The organism is Xanthomonas sp. NCPPB 1128, from assembly GCF_001043115.1.
Taxonomy (GTDB): domain Bacteria; phylum Pseudomonadota; class Gammaproteobacteria; order Xanthomonadales; family Xanthomonadaceae; genus Xanthomonas_A.
The window spans coordinates 95,477-114,132 of record NZ_LFME01000005.1; the positions used below are offsets into that span (position 1 = coordinate 95,477).

Below are 18,656 nucleotides of genomic sequence, written 5' to 3' on the forward strand. Positions count from 1 at the left end.
ATGGTGCGGCACTCTGGCGATCGGCGCCACTGCCGATGGACACGTCCGGCCCTTCCCCGGCAAATACCGCGCCGCATCGTCAAACGCGCCAGCACGGGTTACGGGCAGGTCATGACGACGGTATTGCTCCACAAGGTACCGGTTACGTCGCTGCTGGAACTGCGGCCGTCGTTGGCGGAAATCGCCACCGGGCCGGAATAGACGCAGATCGGCCCGGTGTTGATATCGAAGCTGCCCGCCGCGTTGGAGCTGCCCTGGCCGAAGACGTTCTTGAGATTGTTGTCGACATAGCGAAAGTACACCGCGTGGTTCGGCAGGAAGCAGTTGCCGTGCACGATGAAGCCCTTGTTCGCCGCCACCGCAGAAATGGTCGGCGCGCACGCCGGCGGCGCCGTCGAGCAGGACAACACGCCATCGTTGTTCACGGCCGACAGGCACTGCGTCTGCAGGAACAAGGCGTTGGTCCGGTAGCCGCCGCTCTTCTTGCGGCACATCGCGTACAGCACGCCCTTGTCGCGGAACACGTCGTCGCAGGTCTTGTTGGCCGACGCGGGCAGGCTCGATGTGTAGATGCCGCGGTTGCACTTCAGCCGGCCGTGGTCGTTGCTCAGATCGCCCGAACACAGATCGGTGTGCTGGATGATGGTATGCCGCCAGCCGTTGCCGCCGCCGAACAGCGTGATGGTCCCGGTCTTGCAGTCGGCGCTGAGCATCGTGCCGCTCATGCTCGGGTTCTTGCACGATTTCTGCCACGAACCGCCGGGCACCGGCGCGGCGTGGCCATGGAACGACAGCAACAGCAGCGACAGGCACAACAGCGTGGCGGCAATGCCGTGCTGGGCTCGGGACAGGCGGCGAACCGCGCGACTCAGAAAACCTTCCATGATGCGACTTCCTTGTGGTCCGGATGCGATAGGATGGGTGCGCAAACGAGACGCCGTGGAGCGCGCTTGCTTGCGCGTCGGCATCGAGCCCAGTGGCGTGAACCGGCCAAGCCGCACTCGATTCGTGAACTTCATCACGATTTTGTCGGCATTGCCCTAGCCAAACCCCGCGTTAGCTTGTCGGGAATCCCCTACCCGTTCGCGTGGCATGCGGCATGCCAGAGAACAACTTCGACAAAGAAAAAACGGACCTTCCAGGCCCGTTCTTCTGGTCGTACATCTCTTGCCGCGGCGATCGACTCTCCGCTATTCAAGCACCGTCGGAGCCGCAGGCTTTCTTCGCGTACTTGTAATCAACCAGCACCCAGCCGCCTCCCTTGGAGCTGGAAACGGACGTGTAGCTCCACGACTGGGAGACGCCGCCAGTGCAGTTCGACACGGAGTATGTGTCTCCTGGCTGCCCGGGCGGTAGCGGCGTCGGCGGGGCATCCCCCGGCGCCTGCGGACGCACGCGACCGTCTGTGGTACGGGTGTACGTGACAGTCACGTCTCGCAGCTTGTCGACCTCCCCGATCAGATGCCCGTTGACAGACTCGGCATGCTGTTGGAGCCAGGTCACCACCGCCTGTTTTTCAGCAGATCTGTCCGCATAGGTCGCAGTGGTCGTGATGGTGACTTGCGACGAGGGAGCTGCGCTGGCAAAGAGTGGAGCGGCGAGAAGCTGAGCCGCGCATACGACGTTCAGCAGGTTTCTTGCGAGGTTCATGACCCGATCTTCCCTGGCAGACGGATGCGCATCACCGGACGCTATCCCCATGCACGACCGGCCACAAGACCTGGTGCCAGTTGTCTACCAGATGACCCCCTTCGGCCGAGTACCGCCGGCCGCCTCGGAAGCCGGCCAGTCGAGACGGGAAGCGGATGCAGCGTCCGCCAAGGGGATGGCGACGGTCGGCCTCGGCAAAGCATGCCTTGCGACCAGCCCCGCGTTGCCGCTTGATGAGCTTCCTGGCCCTCCAAACCGATCTCTGGGACTTCGCAGACCAGATGTCCGCCTACGGCCATAGCCGCAACTCGCATTGCGCCCGACAGATAGGAATGCGTATCATTAACTGACCTGCAGTTCCTCGCTGCTGCCGCTCGCTCCGCCTAGCCCGTCGCCAAGCCGGTGCCCTTTTCGACAGGCCTCCATGCACTCAGTTCCGCCAGCGCCGCAGCGCGCCACTGTTCCCGCAGCTACCGTCCGCCTCACCCTGCCTCCCTGGCTGGGCGTGCTGGCGCGCACCTTGGCCGCGATCGTCGGCGGTTATGCGCTGGCCGCGGCCACCTCTGTGCTGCTGCCATTGCTGTGGCCGTCGGTGCGTGCGCAGGCGGTGTTGAGCGGGATGCTGCTGGGTATCCTGGTTTGCGCTTGCACGGCCCTGTGGGCGTTCGCCGCGCGCAGCGCCGGGCGCGCCTGGCTTGGCATCGTGGCGCTGCTGGCGCCGATGGCGCTGGCGATCGCCTGGCTGCAGCAGCACGCGCCATGAAGCAGGGATTCCGCCAATCGATGGCCTGGCTGCACACCTGGAGCGGACTGCTGGTGTCCTGGGTGCTGCTGCTGATCTTCATGGCTGGCACCGCCAGCTATTTTCGCAACGAGATCAGCCGCTGGATGCGTCCGGAACTGCCGCGCGCAGAACTGGCCACCGACGTGGTCGCCGCACGTGCGGTGGCGCTGCTGCAGCGCGAGGCGCCGCAGTCGCCGCAATGGTTCGTGTCGCTGGCCAGCCCGCGCGCGCCGTTCACCGACCTGTTCTGGCGCAATCCGCCGCCGGCCGACGGCGCCCGCCAGAGCCGCAAGGAGATGTTCGGCAGTGCCCTGCTCGACCCGGTCAGCGGCGCGGCCAGCCAGACCCGCGACACCCGCGGCGGCGATTTCTTCTACCGGCTGCACTTCGACCTGCACTACATGCCGGCGCTGTGGGCGCGCTACATCGTCGGCTTCTGCGCGATGTTCATGCTGGTGGCGATCATCAGCGGGGTGATCACCCACAAGAAGATCTTCAAGGACTTCTTCACCTTCCGCCCGGCCAAGGGCCAGCGCTCGTGGCTGGACTTCCACAACGCCAGTGCGGTGCTCGCCCTGCCCTACCACGCGATGATCACCTACACCGGGCTGGTCACGTTGATGCTGATGTACCTGCCCTGGGGCATCCAGACCGCCTACCCGGACGCCGAGCAGGCGTTCTATGCCGAGGCCTTCCAGGAGCCGCAGAACCTGCGCGAGGCCAGTGGCACGCCCGGGCACATGCTGCCGATCGCGCAACTGCTGGACGTGGCCCGCGGCGAATGGGGCGCGCAGGCGCCGATCGCCGGCTTCACCGTGTACAACGCCGGCGACGCCGCCGCAGCGATCCAGATTCGCCAGGGCGATGGCCAGCGGCTGGGCTACACCACGCCCTCGCTGCTGCTGGACGCGGCTACCGGCCAAGTACTCGCCCGCAGCGGCGAACTCGGCGCCGCCGCGGAAACCCGCAGCACCCTGTACGGCCTGCACCTGGCGCACTTCGCCGGTCCCTGGCTGCGCTGGCTGTTCTTCGGCTGCGGCCTGCTCGGCTGCCTGATGGTGGCCAGCGGCGCGATCCTGTGGGCGGTCAAGGAGCGGCCCAAGCACGCCAAGGCCGGGCGCATCGGCCTGGGCCTGCGCCTGGTCGACGCGCTCAACATCGGCACCGTGGCTGGGCTGCCGATCGCCTTCGCCGCCTACTTCTGGGGCAACCGGCTGCTGCCGCTGCAGTTGGAATCGCGCCCGGAGCGCGAAGCGGCGGTGTTCTTCCTCGCCTGGGCCGCGGCCCTGATCGCCGCACAGGTGTGGCCGAAACGCGCGATGTGGGCCTGGCAACTGTATGCGGGCGCGGCGCTGTTCGGCTTGCTGCCGCTGCTCAACGCCATCACCACAGACGCGCACCTGGGCGTAAGCCTGCTGGCCGGCGACTGGGCGCTGGCCGGATTCGATCTGGTCTGCCTGTTCCTCGGGCTGGCCCTGGCGCTGGCCGCGCGGCGCATGCAGCGCTGGCAACCGCCGCTGTCGGCGGCCGAACGCCGTGCCCGCGAACGCGGCGGATCCGGCAAGCCGGTCCTTGCCACGGAGGGCGCATGACCGTCCTCGGCCTGTGCCTGGCCTTCTCCGGCTTCGTCGCGCTGTGCCTGGGCATGGAGAAGCACCAACTCGACCTGTATGGCGCGCACCGCGCGTCCGTGCCGCGGATGCGACAACTGCAGGCCGCGGGCTGGCTGCTGCTGGGCGCAGCGTTCGCCTGCTGTGTCGCCGCGCGCGGCTGGGGCATCGGTCCGGTGCTGTGGGTGGGTTCGCTCAGCGCCAGCGCGGCACCGCTGACCCTGGGCCTGCTGCCGTACCGGCCGCGGCTGATCGTGCCGCTGGCGCTGCTGGCGCCGCCGCTCGGCGTGGGCGCTGTGTTGTTGGGATAAGCGCGCGCCCGGCCGTTCAGCGGTCGGCGGTCACCACCGGTGCCCGCAGCTCGGCCGCGGTGCGCGCGCCGGCGAACACCAGCACCAACCCCGCCGCCAGGGTGATCGCCAGATACAGCGGCACCATGCCGATGCGGCCGTTGCGCACGAACACCATGCTTTCCATCATCAGCGAGGAGAACGTGGTCAGCCCGCCGATCAGGCCGACGATCAGCAGCGCCCGCCAGTACGGCGCGCTGGCGCCGCGGCCTTCGATCCACACCAGCAGGAAACCGCCGACGAAGGCGCCGGCCAGGTTCACCGCCAACGTGCCCCACGGGAAGCCGGCGCCGTAGCGCTGCAGCAACGCGCTGCCGACCGCGAAACGCAGGCCTGAGCCGACCGCGCCGCCGGCCATCGCCAGCAGCAGTTGCTGCCACCACAGGGTCAGGTTCATGCGCGCCTCCGCAAGACGAACGCAGGAGCGGCGGCAGAAAAACGAGAAGAAACGGGCATCGGATTCTCCACAAGGACGATGCCGGGGCGCGAACCTGCCACCCCGGCGGGGGTTGGGCAGGCATCATCAGCGCGCAGTGCTGCGGGCGGTTCGAGGAGGAATGCCATCTCCTGTGCGCCGATTATGAAGGCGATCGCCCGGCCTTGTCAGCCCGCGCCTGCTCGCGCGCGGCGCGCAGGCGGTCCAGCTTGTCCTTGAGCTTGATCTCCAGGCCGCGCTCCACCGGCCGGTAGTAGACTCGCTCGCCCATCGCATCGGGGAAGCCGGTCTGGTCCAGCGCGATGCCGCCCTCGGCGTCGTGGTCGTACTGGTAGTCGGCGCCGTAGCCCAGGGTCTTCATCAGCTTGGTCGGCGCGTTGCGCAGGTGCAGCGGCACCTCCTGGGTGCCGGTCTCGCGCACCTCGGCCTTGGCCTGGTTGAACGCGGCATAGCCGGCGTTGGACTTGGCGGTGCTGGCCAGGTACAGCACCAGTTGCGCGAAGGCCAGTTCGCCTTCGGGGCTGCCCAGGCGCTCGTAGATGTCCCAGGCTTCCAGCGCCATCGACTGCGCGCGCGGGTCGGCCAGGCCGATGTCCTCGATCGCCATGCGGGTCAGCCGCCGCGCCAAATAGGACGGGTCGCAGCCGCCGTCGAGCATGCGTGTGAGCCAGTACAGTGCCGCGTCCGGGTTGGAGCTGCGCACCGACTTGTGCAGCGCCGAGATCTGGTCATAGAACTGCTCGCCGCCCTTGTCGAAGCGGCGGGTGCGGTCGGCCAGGACCTGCTGCAGGGTCTGCGCGGTGATTTCGCCGCCCTCATCCTGGGCCAGTTCGGCGGCGATCTCCAGCAGGGTCAGCGCACGCCGCACGTCGCCATCGGCAGCGCCGGCGATCTCCAGCAGCGCCGCATCGGAGACCTGCAGCGATTCGGCGCCGAGGCCGCGTTCGGCATCGTGCAGCGCCCGCTGCAGCGCCTCGGCGATGTCCTGCGGCGATACCGCCTCCAGCACGTGCACGCGGCAGCGCGACAGCAGCGCCGAATTCAGTTCGAACGAGGGATTCTCGGTGGTGGCGCCGACGAACAGGATGGTGCCGCGCTCGATGTGCGGCAGGAACGCATCCTGCTGCGCCTTGTTGAAGCGGTGCACCTCGTCGACGAACAGCACGGTGCGGCGCCCGTCGGCGAAGCGTTGCGCGGCCTCGGCCAGCACCAGCCGCACCTCCGGCAGGCCGGACAGCACCGCCGAGATCGCCTTGAACTCGGCCTCGGCGTACTGCGCCAGCAGCAGCGCCAGGGTGGTCTTGCCGCAGCCGGGCGGCCCCCACAGGATCATCGAATGCACCCGGCCGGACGCGACCGCGCGGCGCAGCGCACTGCTCGGCGCCAGCAGGCGCTTCTGCCCGACCATCTCGTCGAGCGTGCGCGGGCGCATGCGCTCGGCCAGCGGGCGCATGGCCTCGCGGTCGACGCTCAGCAGGTCAGGCGTATCGGAAGCGAAGGGTCTGCGTTTGGCCATGCGCCCATTCTATCGCCGCGGCCCGTCTACGCCGTGCCGCAAGCCTGCGCGGCATCGACGCCAGCGCTAGAATCGCGGCGCCTCCCTGCCCGGCCGACCCCCGCCATGAGCCACCACGACACCCTGGACGCGTTCACCCATCAGCACGACTTCCTCGGCACGCGCCACGAGCGCAATGCGCGCCGCACCTGGGCGGTGGTGGCGCTGACCGCCGCGATGATGGTCGTGGAGATCGTCGCCGGCTGGTGGACCGGCTCGATGGCGCTGCTGGCCGACGGCCTGCACATGGCCACCCACGCCGGCGCGCTGTCGCTGGCCGGCTTCGCCTACTGGTTCGCGCGCCGGCACCGGCACAACCCCCGCTTCACCTTCGGCACCGGCAAGGTCGGCGACCTGGCCGGTTTCTCCAGCGCGCTGATCCTGGCACTGATCGCCCTGGGCATCGGCGTGGAGTCGGCGCTGCGCCTGGCGCAGCCGGTGCACATCGCCTACGACGAGGCGCTGTGGATCGCGGCGCTCGGCCTGCTGGTGAACCTGCTCAGCGCCTGGATGCTGGGCGCCGACCACCATCATGATCATGGGCATGGGCACAGCCATCATCACGGGCACGGCCATGCGCATGCCGCTCACCGGCATGACGACCATGCGCACGCGCACCACGCTGGGCATGACCACGATCACGCGCATGGTCACGACCATCACCACCCTCACGATCACCACGATCACCGCGGGCCTACGCACGCCCACGCCGCACCCGCGCAGGCGGCCGGCCACGATCGGCACGCACACGCCGACCACAACCTGCGCTCGGCCTACATGCACGTGCTGGCCGACGCGCTGACCTCGGTGATGGCGATCGTCGCCCTGCTGCTGGCCAAGTATCTGGGCTGGGCGTGGACCGATGCGCTGATGGGCATCGTCGGCGCCATCGTCATCGCGCGCTGGTCGCTGGCGCTGCTGCGCGACACCGGCGCGGTGCTGCTCGACGCCTCGGCGCCGGCGGCGCTGCAGGCGCAGATCCGCGAGCGCCTGCAGCAGGACGACGAACGCATTGCCGACCTGCATGTGTGGCGGGTCGGCCCCGGCCAGCATGCGGCGATCGTGTCGCTCGTGACCCACCGGCCGCGGCCGGCGGCGTGCTACCACGCGCGCCTGTCAGGGGTGGCCACGCTGGGCCACGTCAGCATCGAAGTGCAGACCTGCGCCGAGTGACCGGCAAGGCCGCCACGCGCCGGTCGGCGGCGCGCGGCGGCAGGTGATTCACTGATCGCCGACCACGTCCACGTCCTTGTCTGGGACGTAGCGGAAGGTGCCGCTGGCGAAGGCCGGATTGCGCTTCCAGCCGCTGAAGCTGATGTCGGTGCGCTGGCCGACCGGGTCGACCACTTCCATGCGCGCCAGGCCGTTGCGGTCGAAGCCCAGCTTGGCCATCTGGAAGCTGGCCTCGGTGTCCACCTTCGGGGTCATGGTCAGCCACTGCAGCCCGTCGCGGGCCACCGCCTCTTCGCTGACGTCGTACTGGCGATCGAGCCGGCCCGGGTCGATCAGTGCGGTCAGCGGGCTGTTCTGTTCCTCGCTGCCCTGCGCGCGCACCGTGGCCTGCTTCAGGTCCGGGTCGTAGACCCAGACCTTGCTGCCGTCGGCGACGATCAGCTGGGTATAGGGCTTGCGGTACTCCCAGCGGAACAGGCGCGGCGCCGACAGCGCGACGCGGCCGCTGGCGCTTTCCTTCAGCGTGCCCTTGCCGTCGTAGACCTTCTGCGCGAACTGGCCGTCCAGGCCCTTCAGCCCGCGGGTGAAGGCGGTGAGGTCCTCGCGGGCGCCGGCGAAGGCGGAGCCGGCCAGCAGCGCGGTGGCGAGGACGGTGTAGCGGAGTGTGCGAAGCATGCGGATGGATTTCCGGATGGAGTGTGGGGAGTGTGACGCGCCGCGCCTGAATAGGCGATCAGAGCGCGTGGGCCGGCCGACCCACGGCTAAGACCCGGTCTGCATCCGGCCGAGGTCGCCGTACAGGATCTGCCCGCGGAAGCCGCGCCGCACCTGCTGGTACAACTCGCGGAAGGCGGCGTAGTCCTGCGGCTGGCACAGCGCCGCCGGGCCGTGGATCGCGCGCCGGTGCAGCGTGTGCGTGGCGGTCACGGTCTGTCCGTCGCGCACCCAGGTCGCGGCGTACTCGCCGGCGGCGTTGCGGAAATGGGTGTCGGCCGGGATCGCGATGATCGGCACGCTGTCCGGGAAGGTCAGCCGGTAGGTCTCGCTGCGCGCGTTGTCGTTGCAATAGAACGGGGTCAGGTTGCGCTCGGCCGAGGCCGTGCTGTAGACCCCGCGCACCGAGTCGGCGCCGGGCATCAGCGGCAGGCTCATGCCGCCGACCACGCCGAAGTCGACATAGTCGTGGGCGCGGAAGCGGTAGGCGTAGCCGAACGGCCGGCTCAGGTCCTGCGGCGTGCCCTGCAGCAGCAGCTCGCCGCTCCCGTCGAAGCCGGAGGCGGCGACGATCGACTCCTCGATGCGGGTGCGGTTCTGCGCGTTGAGCTGCACGAACATCGTGCGCAGGCCGACCTCGCCGACGTCGCCGCTGTCCAGCCGGGTGATGCCGCTCAGGCTGCCGTCGGCGGCGAAGCGGTAGTCGGTCTCGACCAGGTAGCGGTTGCGCTTGGCGTCGTCCGGCGGCGTGCGCGCCACGGTGCCGTCGGCCGTGTGCAGCACCGGCGCGCCCAGATCGCCGGCCGGCAACTGGCCGAAGCGCGCGTACGGGCTGGTCGAGTCCACGTACAGCTTGAACTCGGGCAGATAGGTGATGGCGTGGTTGAAGCGGCCCAGCACCGGGACCTCCGGCAGGGTCGGCCCGCCCTGCGCGCCGATCAGCACCGGCGTGCTGGCGATGCCCCTGGCCGCCAGCAGCGCTTCCAGCACCACGGTGTGGTCCTTGCAGTCGCCGTAGTGGTTGTCGAGGATGCTGTCGGCGCTGTTCGGCTGCAGCCCGCCGTTGCCCAGGTACACCGCCACGTAGCGGATGTTGCGCGCCACCCATGCGTACAGCGCGGCGGCCTGCGCGCGGCGATCGCCGATGCCGGCGGTGATCTGCTCGGCGCGGGCGCGCACCTTCGGCGTGACCTGCGCGGCGGCGGCGCTGCTGTGCTGGTAGGCCTGGGCCATCTGCGCCCAGCGGCGGAAGCTGCTGGCCATGATGGTCGGGCTGAACTCCCAGGTCGCCGCGGCCCAGTTCTGGCTCTTCATCGGCTCGCGGCGGCTGTAATGCCATTCCCAGCGCGCCTGCTCGCCGTCGATCCGCGGCGTGTCGCTGCCCTGCACGCCGCGCGTGTACAGGTGCATCTGCAGGCGCCGCGGCGCCACCAGGGTCACCGTGGCGTCGTCGTACTGGGAGAACACGCTGAAGGTCTCCCACAGGCTGAAGTAGCCGGTGAAGTACGGGACGTTCTGGGTGCGGCGCACCCGGTACACCAGGCGCGCGCCGGGCATCAGGTTGGGGAACACCACCACCTTGACCTTGCGGTCGGCGTACATCGCCGCCGCCGCGCTCGAATAGCTCTCCTGGGTGTAGATCTTGTCGGCCGGCACGTCGTGGCGCAGCCCGTCCGGGGTCAGCGTGTAGGCGGCCAGCACCTCCAGCGTTTCCAGCTTCTCGCTGTAGCCCAGCCGCACCTGGCTGAACTGGTCGACGCCGGCCTTGGTCTTGAGCAGCAACTCATACTCGTCGGTCTCCACGCTGGTGGCGTCCTCGCGCACCTCGTAGTCGGCGCGGTAGCGCACGTAGCTGTAGTTGTTGCTGACCACCGGTGCGGCTGCCGGGGCCGGTTGGTCGGTGTCACGGCGCGCGGCCGGGGCCGGTTGCGCGGCGGCGACGCCGGCCAGCGCCAGCAACGCCGCGCCGAACAGCCAGCGTGCGGCGCGCACAGGCGCCAGTGCAGGCAGACGCTGGCCATGGCCGGCGCAGGGCGCGGTGCGCGTCACTTCGGCGGCGGCGGCGCCAACACGCTGCGGTCGCCGTTGTGTTCGGGCGGGCTGACCACGCCGGCGGCTTCCATCGCCTCGATCAGCCGCGCGGCGCGGTTGTAGCCGATCTTCAGCCGCCGCTGCACGCCGGAGATCGAAGCGCGGCGGGTCTCGGTAACGATGCGCAGGGCCTCGTCGTACAGCGGGTCGGACTCGTCGCCGCCCCCGCCGCCGGCTTCGGGCAGGCCAGTGGCGCCGATCACGGTGCCGTCGCCCATGGTCTGCACCTCGTCGAGCACGCCCTCGATGTAGTCAGCCGGACCGCTGGCCTTGAGGTGCTCGACCACCCGGTGCACTTCCTCGTCGCTGACGAAGGCGCCGTGCACGCGGTCCGGCATCGCCGTGCCCGGCGGCAGGTACAGCATGTCGCCGTGGCCCAACAGGGTCTCGGCGCCGGACTGGTCGAGGATGGTGCGCGAGTCGATCTTGGAGCTGACCTGGAAGGCGATGCGGGTCGGGATGTTGGCCTTGATCAGGCCGGTGATCACGTCCACCGAGGGGCGCTGGGTGGCCAGGATCAGGTGGATGCCGGCGGCACGGGCCTTCTGCGCCAGGCGCGCGATCAGCTCCTCGACCTTCTTGCCGACGATCATCATCATGTCGGCGAATTCGTCGATGAAGATGACGATGAACGGCAGCGTGTCCAGCGGCCGCGGCGCCTCGGCCAAATCCGGATTGGGCTTGAACAGCGGGTCCATCAGCGGCTGCCCGGCGTCCTGCGCGTCCTTGACCTTCTTGTTGAAGCCGGCCAGGTTGCGCACGCCGACCGCACTCATCAGCTTGTAGCGGCGCTCCATCTCCGCCACGCACCAGCGCAGGCCGTTGGCGGCCTCCTTCATGTCGGTGACCACCGGCGCCAGCAGATGCGGGATGCCCTGGTAGACGCTCAGCTCGAGCATCTTCGGGTCGATCATCAGCATCCGCAGGTCCTTGGCCGAGGCCTTGTACAGCAGGCTCAGCACCATCGCGTTGACCGCCACCGACTTGCCCGAGCCGGTGGTGCCGGCGACCAGCAGGTGCGGCATGCGCGCCAGGTCGGCCACGGTCGGGCGTCCGGCGATGTCCTTGCCCAGGGCCAGGGTCAGCGGGCTGGCCGACTTGTCGTATTCCTTGGAGCGCAGCAGCTCGCTGAGATAGATCATCTCGCGGCTGACGTTGGGAATCTCCAGGCCGATCACCGACTTGCCCGGGATCACGTCGACCACGCGCACCGACTTCACCGACAGGCCGCGGGCGATGTCCTTGTCCAGCGAGCTGATCTGGCTGACCTTGATGCCCGGCGCCGGCTCGATCTCGAAGCGGGTGATGACCGGGCCCGGATAGGCGCCGACCACCTGCGCCTCGATGCGGAAGTCCTTGAGCTTGAACTCGATCTGCCGCGACAGGGTTTCCAGGGTCTCCTCGGAATAGCCCTTGGCCTGCGGCTTGGGATCGTCCAGCAGCGCCAGCGGCGGCACCCCGGATGGGTCGCTGCCGGTCCCGTGGAACAGCGGGATCTGCTGCTCGCGCTTGGCGCGCTCGCTCTTCTCCACCACCGGCGCCGGCGGCGGCTCGATCTTGACCGGCTCGCGCTTGGCGCGCTGCACCGCGTCGACCTTGCGCACTTCCTCGCGTTCCTCGCGCATGGCGCGGGTCTGCTGCCACTCGTTGGCCTGCTGGGTGCCGCGGCGGGCCAGTGCCGGCAGGGTCATCACCGCCTTGCCGATGCGCTCCATCACCGCGAACCAGGACAGCCCGGTGGCCAGGGTCACCGACACCAGCAGCAGCACCAGCACGAACAGGTTGGCGCCGAGCGCGCCGAAGCCGGCACCGAGCGAATTGCCGACCAGCTTGCCGAGGATGCCGCCGGCGCCGGCCACGTCGCCGGCGAACAGGCGCAGGTGCAGCAACCCGGTGGCCGCGATCAGGAAGCCGACGATGCCGACCAGGCGCAGCGCCGGGCCCAGGTCGGCCTCGCCATCGCCGTCCTGATCCATGCCGAACAGCGCGATCCAGGAGATCGCGCCGATCACCACCGGCAGCAGGAAGGCCACATAGCCGAACAATTGCAGCAGCACGTCGGCGATCCAGGCGCCGAACTTGCCGCCCATGTTGTGCACCGGCGCGACCACGCTGCCGGTATGCGACCAGCCGGGATCGGTCGCCGAGTAGGTGGCCAGGCTGGCCAGCAGGTACAGCAGCAGCGGCGCGATCGCGATCAGTGCCAGATCGCGCCACAGCTTCTGCCGGCGTGGGTTGGGCGCGGCGCCCTGCTTGCGTGCCGCCGCATTGGCGCCCTGGGATTTGCCGCGTTCCGGAACCTGCTTCGCCACGCTATGACCAGACCTTAGAAATGCATCGTTAGTGATTGATAATAAACGACCCGCCCTTGCATTTCAGCAGTCGGCACCTGAATCGTCCGGCCTTGCGCCGACCTGCCTCTGCGGCATCCGGTGAAGGCGCACAACAGTGCGCGAGGGACGCCGGCGGTGGCGACGGGCCGCAGCGTTTCCGCCACGCGGCTTGATTCGTTCCAGGCCGGCCGCCACTCTATGCGCCTTCGCCGGAACCCGCGCAATGCCGCGTTTCCGCCGCCATTTCACCCTGTTCGCGAGTATACATGAGCCCCTCTGCCGCCAATTCCGCCAAGCATTCCCGCCTGCTGATCCTGGGTTCCGGCCCGGCCGGCTGGACCGCCGCGGTCTACGCCGCGCGCGCCAACCTCAAGCCGGTGGTGATCACCGGCCTGCAGCAGGGCGGCCAGCTGATGACCACCACCGAGGTCGACAACTGGCCCGGCGACCCCCACGGCCTGATGGGCCCGGACCTGATGGCGCGCATGCAGGCGCATGCCGAGCGCTTCGAGACCGAGGTGATCTTCGACCACATCCACACCGCCGACCTGTCGCAGCGGCCGTTCCGGCTCAGCGGCGACAGCGGTGACTACACCTGCGACGCGCTGATCATCGCCACCGGCGCCACCGCCAAGTACCTGGGCATCCCCTCGGAAGAAGCGTTCAAGGGCCGCGGCGTGTCCGCCTGCGCCACCTGCGACGGCTTCTTCTACAAGGACCAGGACGTGGTGGTGGTCGGTGGCGGCAACACCGCCGTGGAAGAGGCGCTGTACCTGTCCAACATCGCCCGCAAGGTCTATCTGGTGCACCGCCGCGACACCCTGCGCGCGGAGAAGATCATGCAGGACAAGCTGTTCGCCAAGGTCGCCGCCGGCAAGATCGAGACCGTCTGGCATCACCAGGTCGACGAGGTGCTGGGCAACGAGGCCGGCGTCACCAGCGTGCGGGTCAAGTCGGTGCAGGACGGCAGCACCCGCGACCTGGAAGCGCACGGCTTCTTCGTCGCCATCGGCCATCACCCCAACACCCAGCTGTTCGACGGCCAGTTGGCGATGCACAACGGCTACCTGGAGATCCGCTCCGGCCTCGGCGGCGCCGCCACCGAGACCTCGGTGCCGGGCGTGTTCGCCGCCGGCGACGTCGCCGACCAGCACTACCGCCAGGCGATCACCTCGGCCGGCTTCGGCTGCATGGCCGCGCTGGATGCCGAGCGCTATCTGGACAAGGGTGCCTGAGTCCACGCAAGCCCTGAGCTGCCGGCGTCCGGCCGGCAGCGGCCGTGTGCGCGTGGCGCATGGCACGAGCGGCTACTGCGCCGCCCTCTGCCGCAAGTCGTCCAGGCGATGAGCCGGATCCGCTGGCTACGTCAGCTCGACACGGTCGCCGCCGCCGACTGGGACGCCCTGCACGACGGCCGCAATCCGTTCGTCGCCCACGCCTTCCTGGCCGGCCTGGAGCAGCACGGCTGCCTGCGCCCGGACTGGGGCTGGAGTCCGCTGCATCTCACCGTATGGGACGGCGAGGCGCTGGTCGCCGCGGCGCCCGGATACGTCAAAAGCAACTCGCACGGCGAATTCGTGTTCGACCATGCCTGGGCGCATGCCTATGCGCGCTACGGCCAGGACTACTTCCCCAAGTGGCTGTGCGCGGTGCCCTACTCGCCGGTGACCGGGCCGCGCCTGCTGGCGCGCGATCAGGCGGCGCAACAGGCACTGCTCGCGGCCATGCAGGCGCTGACCGAGCGCACCGGCCTGTCCTCGGCCCACGTCAATTTCCACCGCGCCGACGAGGACGCCGCGTTCGGCGCCGACTGGCTGGAACGCAACGACGTGCAGTACCAGTGGCACAACGATGCCGGCTGGACCGGATTCGACGATTACCTGGGCGCGATGGACCACAAGCACCGCAAGAACATCCGTCAGGAGCGGACCAAGGTGCAGCGCGCCGGCATCGATTTCCGCGTGCTGCACGGCGACGAGGCCAGCGCCGCCGACCTGCAGGCGATGTACGGGTTCTACCTGCGCACGTTCGACGACTACGGTAATTCGCCGGCGCTGACGTTGGAGTTCTTCTCACATCTTGCGCGAACGATGCCGCGCAACCTGCTGATCTTTCTCGCCATGCACCAGGGAGCCCCAGTGGCCGGCGCGTTCTGCCTGCGCGGCGGCGATACCTTGTACGGCCGCTACTGGGGTGGCGAGCCCCTGCCCGGCCTGCACTTCGAGACCTGCTACTACCAGGGCATCGACTACTGCCTGCGCGAGGGCCTGACCCGCTTCGAGCCGGGCGCGCAGGGCCAGCACAAGATCGCCCGCGGCTTCCTGCCGCGGCTAGTGCGCAGCCGCCACTGGATCGCCGACCCCGGCTTCCGCGTGCCGCTGGCCGCGTGGTGCGCGCAGGAACGCGCCGAGGTGCGCCAGCACGCGGCGGCGCTGCAGCGCCACTCGCCGTTCCGCCACGACGCCTGAGGCATCGGCTACGCTGCCGGCAATGCGTCGTCTCCCTGCACTGCTCGCGGCCGATCCCGCCGCGCCGTTCCCGCCGCCGTCCAGCGCCCTGCGCGAGCCGGATGGGCTGCTCGCGGTCGGTGGCGACCTGTCGCCGACGCGCCTGCTCGCGGCCTATGCGCAGGGCATCTTCCCCTGGTACTCCGACGGCGAACCGATCCTGTGGTGGAGCCCGGACCCGCGCACCGTGTTCCGCAGCGATGGCGTGCGCCTGTCCTCGCGCTTCCGCCGCAGCCTGCGCCACTCCCCGTGGACGGTGCGCGCCGACACCGCCTTCGCCCAGGTCATCGACGCCTGCGCACAGATCCCGCGTCCTGGCCAGGACGGCACCTGGATCACCGCGCCGATGCGCGACGCCTATCTGACCCTGCACCGGGCCGGCCACGCGCATTCGGTGGAAGTGTTCGACGGCAGCACCCTGGTCGGCGGCATCTACGGGGTGGCGCGCGGGCGCATGTTCTTCGGCGAAAGCATGTTCAGCGCCCGCAGCGGCGGCTCCAAGGTGGCGCTGGCGGCGCTGGCGCGGCGCCTGCACGGCTGGGGCTGGCCGCTGATCGACGCGCAGGTGGAGAACGACCACCTGCTCAGCCTGGGCGCCGAGCGCTGGCCGCGTGCGCGCTTCCTTGACACCATCGCGCCGCTGGTGGCGGTGCCGGCCGAGCCCGCGCCGTGGACGCTGCGGTTCGGCACCCTGGCGGCCGCGGAACTGGCCCAGGCCTGAGCGGGATTAACGCAAACTTTGCATGGCGCGGCCCAGGCGAGTAAAATCCTCGCTCTTCAGGCCTTTGGCCGTTCCGAATCGCACAGGATTACATGTCGAAAGACGACTCCATCGAATTCGAAGGCACCGTCAGCGAGACGTTGCCCAATACCACGTTCCGGGTCAAGCTGGAAAACGGGCACGAAATCATCGCCCACATCTCCGGCCGCATGCGCAAGAACTACATCCGCATCCTGACCGGCGACCGGGTGAAGGTCGAAATGACCCCGTACGACCTGACCAAGGGTCGCATCACCTACCGTATGAAGTAATCCGCCACGGGCGGACATGAAGAAGGCGGCCACTGGCCGCCTTTCGCGTCTGCAACGGTGGAACGACGGTGACCTCGCCAGGCGGCTGCAGCCTCTGCAGCCGCCTTTCGTCGTGCCTGTCGGCCTCAGTCCACCGTCGCCGGCAGCAGGCGCTCCGGCTCGGCCTGGGTATCGACCACCAGCTCGCCGTCGCGCACGTCGATGGTGACGCGGCCGCCGTTGACCAGCTTGCCGAACAGCAGCTCGTCGGCCAGCGGGCGCTTGACCTTGTCCTGGATCACCCGCGCCATCGGCCGCGCGCCCATCAGCGGGTCGAAGCCGTGCTGGGCCAGCCAGTCGCGCGCGGTCGGGGTCGCCGACAGCGACACGTGCTTTTCCTGCAGCAGCATCTCCAGTTCGATCACGAACTTGTCGACCACGCGCAGGATGTGGCTGAAGGCCAGCGGCTGGAACTGCACCACCGCGTCCAGACGGTTGCGGAACTCCGGGGTGAAGCTGCGGCGGATGATCTCCATCGCATCGGTGGAGTGGTCCTGCTGGGTGAAGCCGATCGAGCGCCGCGAGGCCTGGGTCGCACCGGCATTGGTGGTCATCACCAGGATCACGTTCTTGAAGTTGGCCTCGCGCCCATTGGTGTCGGTGAGCACGCCGCGGTCCATGACCTGCAACAGGATGTTGAAGATGTCCGGGTGCGCCTTCTCCACCTCGTCCAGCAGCAGCACGCAGTGCGGGGTCTTGACGATCTTCTCGGTCAGCAGGCCGCCCTGGTCGAAGCCGACGTAGCCCGGGGGCGCGCCGATCAGGCGGCTGATCGAATGCGGCTCCATGTACTCGGACATGTCGAAGCGCACCAGCTCGATGCCCAGCTGCAGCGCCAACTGCTTGGTGACCTCGGTCTTGCCCACGCCGGTGGGGCCGGCGAACAGGAAGTTGCCGATCGGCTTCTCCGGATTGGCCAGGCCCGAGCGCGCCAGCTTGATCGACGAGGACAGCGTCTCGATCGCCGGATCCTGGCCGAAGATCACCATCTTCAGGTTGCGCTCCAGGTGCTGCAGCACGTCCTTGTCGGTGGCGCTGACCTGCTTGGCCGGGATCCGCGCCATCTTGGCGACGATGGTCTCGATCTCCTCGATGTCGATCAGCTCCTTGCGCTGGCCTTCCGGCAGCAGCCGCTGGCGCGCGCCGGCCTCGTCGATCACGTCGATCGCCTTGTCCGGCAGCAGCCGGTCGCCGATGTGCTTGACCGACAGGTCCACCGCCGCCTGCAACGCGTCGTCGGCGTAGGTTACGCCGTGATGCGCTTCGTACTTGGGCTTGAGGCCCTGCAGGATCTCGAAGGTCTCGCCCACGGTCGGCTCGACGATGTCGATCTTCTGGAAGCGCCGCGCCAGGGCGCGGTCCTTCTCGAAGATGCCGCGGTATTCCTGGAACGTGGTCGAACCGATGCAGCGCAGTTCGCCCGAGGACAGCGCCGGCTTGATCAGGTTGGACGCGTCCATGGTGCCGCCGGAGGCGGAACCGGCGCCGATGATGGTGTGGATCTCGTCGATGAACAGCACCGCATTGGGCACCTTCTTCAGCGAGGTCAGCACGCCCTTCAGGCGCTTTTCGAAATCGCCGCGGTACTTGGTGCCGGCGACCAGCGCGCCCAGGTCGAGCGAGAAGATCACCGCGTCGGCCAGCACCGCGGGCACGCTACCCTCGACGATGCGCTTGGCCAGACCTTCGGCGATGGCGGTCTTGCCGACGCCGGCCTCGCCCACATACAGCGGGTTGTTCTTGCGGCGGCGGCACAGCACCTGGATGGTGCGCTCGATCTCGTCGGCGCGGCCCACCAGCGGATCGATGCGGCCGTTGCGGGCCTGCTCGTTCAGATTGGTGGCGTATTCGGCCAGGGCATCGCCCTTGGGCTCGCCCTCGCCCGCCTCGCCCTTGGGCTCGCCGTCAGCCGGCGCGGCGTGCTCGCCGTCCTCGCCCATCTTGGCGATGCCGTGGGAGAGATAGTTGACGATATCCAGGCGGGTGATGTCCTGCTGGTTCAGGAAATACACCGCATGCGAGTCCTTCTCCCCGAAGATCGCCACCAGCACATTGGCGCCGCTGACCTCCTTCTTGCCCGAGGACTGCACGTGGTAGACCGCGCGCTGCAGCACCCGCTGGAAGCCCAGGGTGGGCTGGGTATCGCGGCCGTCGTCGTCGGCCAGGCGCGCCACCGAGGCTTCGATGGCCTGTTCCAGGTCGCTGCGCAGGCGTTCGACGTCGGCGCCGCAGGCCTTGAGCACGGCCTGGGCGGAGGGATTGTCGAGCAGCGCCAACAGCAGGTGCTCAACCGTCATGAACTCATGACGGGCTTCCCGGGCGCGCTTGTAGCACTGGCCGATGGTCTGCTCGAGATCTTTGCTGAACATGGTCTACTCCGAC

16 protein-coding genes and 1 riboswitch are annotated in these 18,656 nt (G+C 68.9%); of the genes, 8 read left to right on the forward strand and 8 right to left on the reverse strand.

The features are described 5' to 3' along the window. Nucleotides 1–98: 98 nt before the first annotated feature. Complete coding sequence (locus ACP93_RS05590) at nt 99–1,022, reverse strand: hypothetical protein (RefSeq protein ID WP_162208495.1); 924 nt, start codon at nt 1,020–1,022, stop codon at nt 99–101. A 172-nt stretch (nt 1,023–1,194) separates the two neighbouring features. After that, on the reverse strand, nt 1,195–1,650 hold the full coding sequence (locus ACP93_RS21690; protein ID WP_131721591.1) for a hypothetical protein: 456 nt from the start codon (nt 1,648–1,650) through the stop codon (nt 1,195–1,197). A 424-nt stretch (nt 1,651–2,074) separates the two neighbouring features. Here ACP93_RS21690 and ACP93_RS05595 point away from each other — a divergent pair, with 424 nt between their 5' ends. The 3 genes from ACP93_RS05595 to ACP93_RS05605 are packed head-to-tail and all read left to right on the forward strand — an operon-like array spanning nt 2,075 to nt 4,355. After that, nucleotides 2,075–2,413, forward strand: coding sequence for a DUF3649 domain-containing protein (locus ACP93_RS05595; RefSeq protein WP_048489782.1), 339 nt, complete (start codon nt 2,075–2,077; stop codon nt 2,411–2,413). Then, the gene (locus ACP93_RS05600; protein WP_048489783.1) at nt 2,410–4,026 is read left to right on the forward strand and encodes a PepSY-associated TM helix domain-containing protein; all 1,617 of its coding nucleotides are present in this window, start codon (nt 2,410–2,412) and stop codon (nt 4,024–4,026) included. Before ACP93_RS05595 ends, ACP93_RS05600 begins: the two co-directional genes overlap by 4 nt. Then, nucleotides 4,023–4,355, forward strand: a complete 333-nt coding sequence (locus ACP93_RS05605) for a DUF3325 domain-containing protein (protein ID WP_048489784.1) — start codon at nt 4,023–4,025, stop codon at nt 4,353–4,355. The genes ACP93_RS05600 and ACP93_RS05605 overlap by 4 nt, the downstream gene beginning before the upstream one ends. A gap of 16 nt (nt 4,356–4,371) precedes the next feature. Here ACP93_RS05605 and crcB read toward each other — a convergent pair whose 3' ends face one another. Then, nucleotides 4,372–4,791, reverse strand: a complete 420-nt coding sequence (gene crcB / locus ACP93_RS05610) for a fluoride efflux transporter CrcB (RefSeq protein WP_048489785.1) — start codon at nt 4,789–4,791, stop codon at nt 4,372–4,374. Nucleotides 4,792–4,901: 110 nt separating this feature from the next. Continuing rightward, a riboswitch (Fluoride riboswitch) is annotated at nt 4,902–4,971 on the reverse strand. Between the two features lies 1 nt (nt 4,972). Beyond that, the gene (locus tag ACP93_RS05615; protein WP_048489786.1) at nt 4,973–6,346 is read right to left on the reverse strand and encodes a replication-associated recombination protein A; all 1,374 of its coding nucleotides are present in this window, start codon (nt 6,344–6,346) and stop codon (nt 4,973–4,975) included. A 105-nt stretch (nt 6,347–6,451) separates the two neighbouring features. On the opposite strand from ACP93_RS05615, the gene dmeF reads away from it, so the two are divergent. Then, nucleotides 6,452–7,558 (forward strand): CDF family Co(II)/Ni(II) efflux transporter DmeF, encoded by a 1,107-nt coding sequence (gene dmeF, locus ACP93_RS05620; protein ID WP_048489787.1) that lies wholly within the window; start codon nt 6,452–6,454, stop codon nt 7,556–7,558. A gap of 48 nt (nt 7,559–7,606) precedes the next feature. Here dmeF and lolA read toward each other — a convergent pair whose 3' ends face one another. The 3 genes from lolA to ACP93_RS05635 form a co-directional block, all read right to left on the reverse strand. Further along, nucleotides 7,607–8,233 carry an outer membrane lipoprotein periplasmic chaperone LolA gene (lolA, locus tag ACP93_RS05625; protein ID WP_048489788.1) on the reverse strand — a complete coding sequence of 209 codons (627 nt, stop codon included), beginning with the start codon at nt 8,231–8,233 and terminating at the stop codon, nt 7,607–7,609. An 87-nt stretch (nt 8,234–8,320) separates the two neighbouring features. Then, nucleotides 8,321–10,264 carry a DUF3857 domain-containing transglutaminase family protein gene (locus ACP93_RS05630; protein WP_204243646.1) on the reverse strand — a complete coding sequence of 648 codons (1,944 nt, stop codon included), beginning with the start codon at nt 10,262–10,264 and terminating at the stop codon, nt 8,321–8,323. 53 nt (nt 10,265–10,317) lie between these two features. Further along, the gene (locus tag ACP93_RS05635) at nt 10,318–12,675 is read right to left on the reverse strand and encodes a DNA translocase FtsK (RefSeq protein ID WP_017909556.1); all 2,358 of its coding nucleotides are present in this window, start codon (nt 12,673–12,675) and stop codon (nt 10,318–10,320) included. 287 nt (nt 12,676–12,962) lie between these two features. Between ACP93_RS05635 and trxB the strand changes: the two genes are divergently transcribed. The 4 genes from trxB (at nt 12,963) to infA (ending at nt 16,235) form a co-directional block, all read left to right on the forward strand. After that, complete coding sequence (gene trxB, locus ACP93_RS05640; protein WP_048489789.1) at nt 12,963–13,931, forward strand: thioredoxin-disulfide reductase; 969 nt, start codon at nt 12,963–12,965, stop codon at nt 13,929–13,931. 108 nt (nt 13,932–14,039) lie between these two features. Next, nucleotides 14,040–15,164: a GNAT family N-acetyltransferase gene (locus ACP93_RS05645; RefSeq protein WP_048489790.1), complete on the forward strand. Its 1,125-nt coding sequence runs from the start codon at nt 14,040–14,042 to the stop codon at nt 15,162–15,164. A 22-nt stretch (nt 15,165–15,186) separates the two neighbouring features. After that, on the forward strand, nt 15,187–15,924 hold the full coding sequence (aat, locus tag ACP93_RS05650) for a leucyl/phenylalanyl-tRNA--protein transferase (protein ID WP_048489791.1): 738 nt from the start codon (nt 15,187–15,189) through the stop codon (nt 15,922–15,924). Between the two features lie 92 nt (nt 15,925–16,016). Then, nucleotides 16,017–16,235, forward strand: coding sequence for a translation initiation factor IF-1 (gene infA / locus ACP93_RS05655; protein WP_004425677.1), 219 nt, complete (start codon nt 16,017–16,019; stop codon nt 16,233–16,235). Nucleotides 16,236–16,360: 125 nt separating this feature from the next. Here infA and clpA read toward each other — a convergent pair whose 3' ends face one another. Then, entirely contained in the window at nt 16,361–18,643 is a 2,283-nt protein-coding gene (clpA, locus tag ACP93_RS05660; protein WP_048489792.1) for an ATP-dependent Clp protease ATP-binding subunit ClpA, read from the reverse strand. Between the last annotated feature and the right edge of the window lie 13 nt (nt 18,644–18,656).

Bases quoted from the DNA above. Each gene is read 5' to 3' on its own strand.
- clpA (WP_048489792.1), bottom strand. From the start codon at position 18,643: ATGTTCAGCAAAGATCTCGAGCAGACCATCGGCCAGTGCTACAAGCGC.
- ACP93_RS05605 (WP_048489784.1), top strand. From the start codon at position 4,023: ATGACCGTCCTCGGCCTGTGCCTGGCCTTCTCCGGCTTCGTCGCGCTG.
- ACP93_RS05600 (WP_048489783.1), top strand. From the start codon at position 2,410: ATGAAGCAGGGATTCCGCCAATCGATGGCCTGGCTGCACACCTGGAGC.
- ACP93_RS05645 (WP_048489790.1), top strand. From the start codon at position 14,040: ATGAGCCGGATCCGCTGGCTACGTCAGCTCGACACGGTCGCCGCCGCC.
- infA (WP_004425677.1), top strand. From the start codon at position 16,017: ATGTCGAAAGACGACTCCATCGAATTCGAAGGCACCGTCAGCGAGACG.
- ACP93_RS05595 (WP_048489782.1), top strand. From the start codon at position 2,075: ATGCACTCAGTTCCGCCAGCGCCGCAGCGCGCCACTGTTCCCGCAGCT.
- aat (WP_048489791.1), top strand. From the start codon at position 15,187: ATGCGTCGTCTCCCTGCACTGCTCGCGGCCGATCCCGCCGCGCCGTTC.
- ACP93_RS21690 (WP_131721591.1), bottom strand. From the start codon at position 1,650: ATGAACCTCGCAAGAAACCTGCTGAACGTCGTATGCGCGGCTCAGCTT.
- dmeF (WP_048489787.1), top strand. From the start codon at position 6,452: ATGAGCCACCACGACACCCTGGACGCGTTCACCCATCAGCACGACTTC.
- crcB (WP_048489785.1), bottom strand. From the start codon at position 4,791: ATGAACCTGACCCTGTGGTGGCAGCAACTGCTGCTGGCGATGGCCGGC.
- lolA (WP_048489788.1), bottom strand. From the start codon at position 8,233: ATGCTTCGCACACTCCGCTACACCGTCCTCGCCACCGCGCTGCTGGCC.
- trxB (WP_048489789.1), top strand. From the start codon at position 12,963: ATGAGCCCCTCTGCCGCCAATTCCGCCAAGCATTCCCGCCTGCTGATC.
- ACP93_RS05615 (WP_048489786.1), bottom strand. From the start codon at position 6,346: ATGGCCAAACGCAGACCCTTCGCTTCCGATACGCCTGACCTGCTGAGC.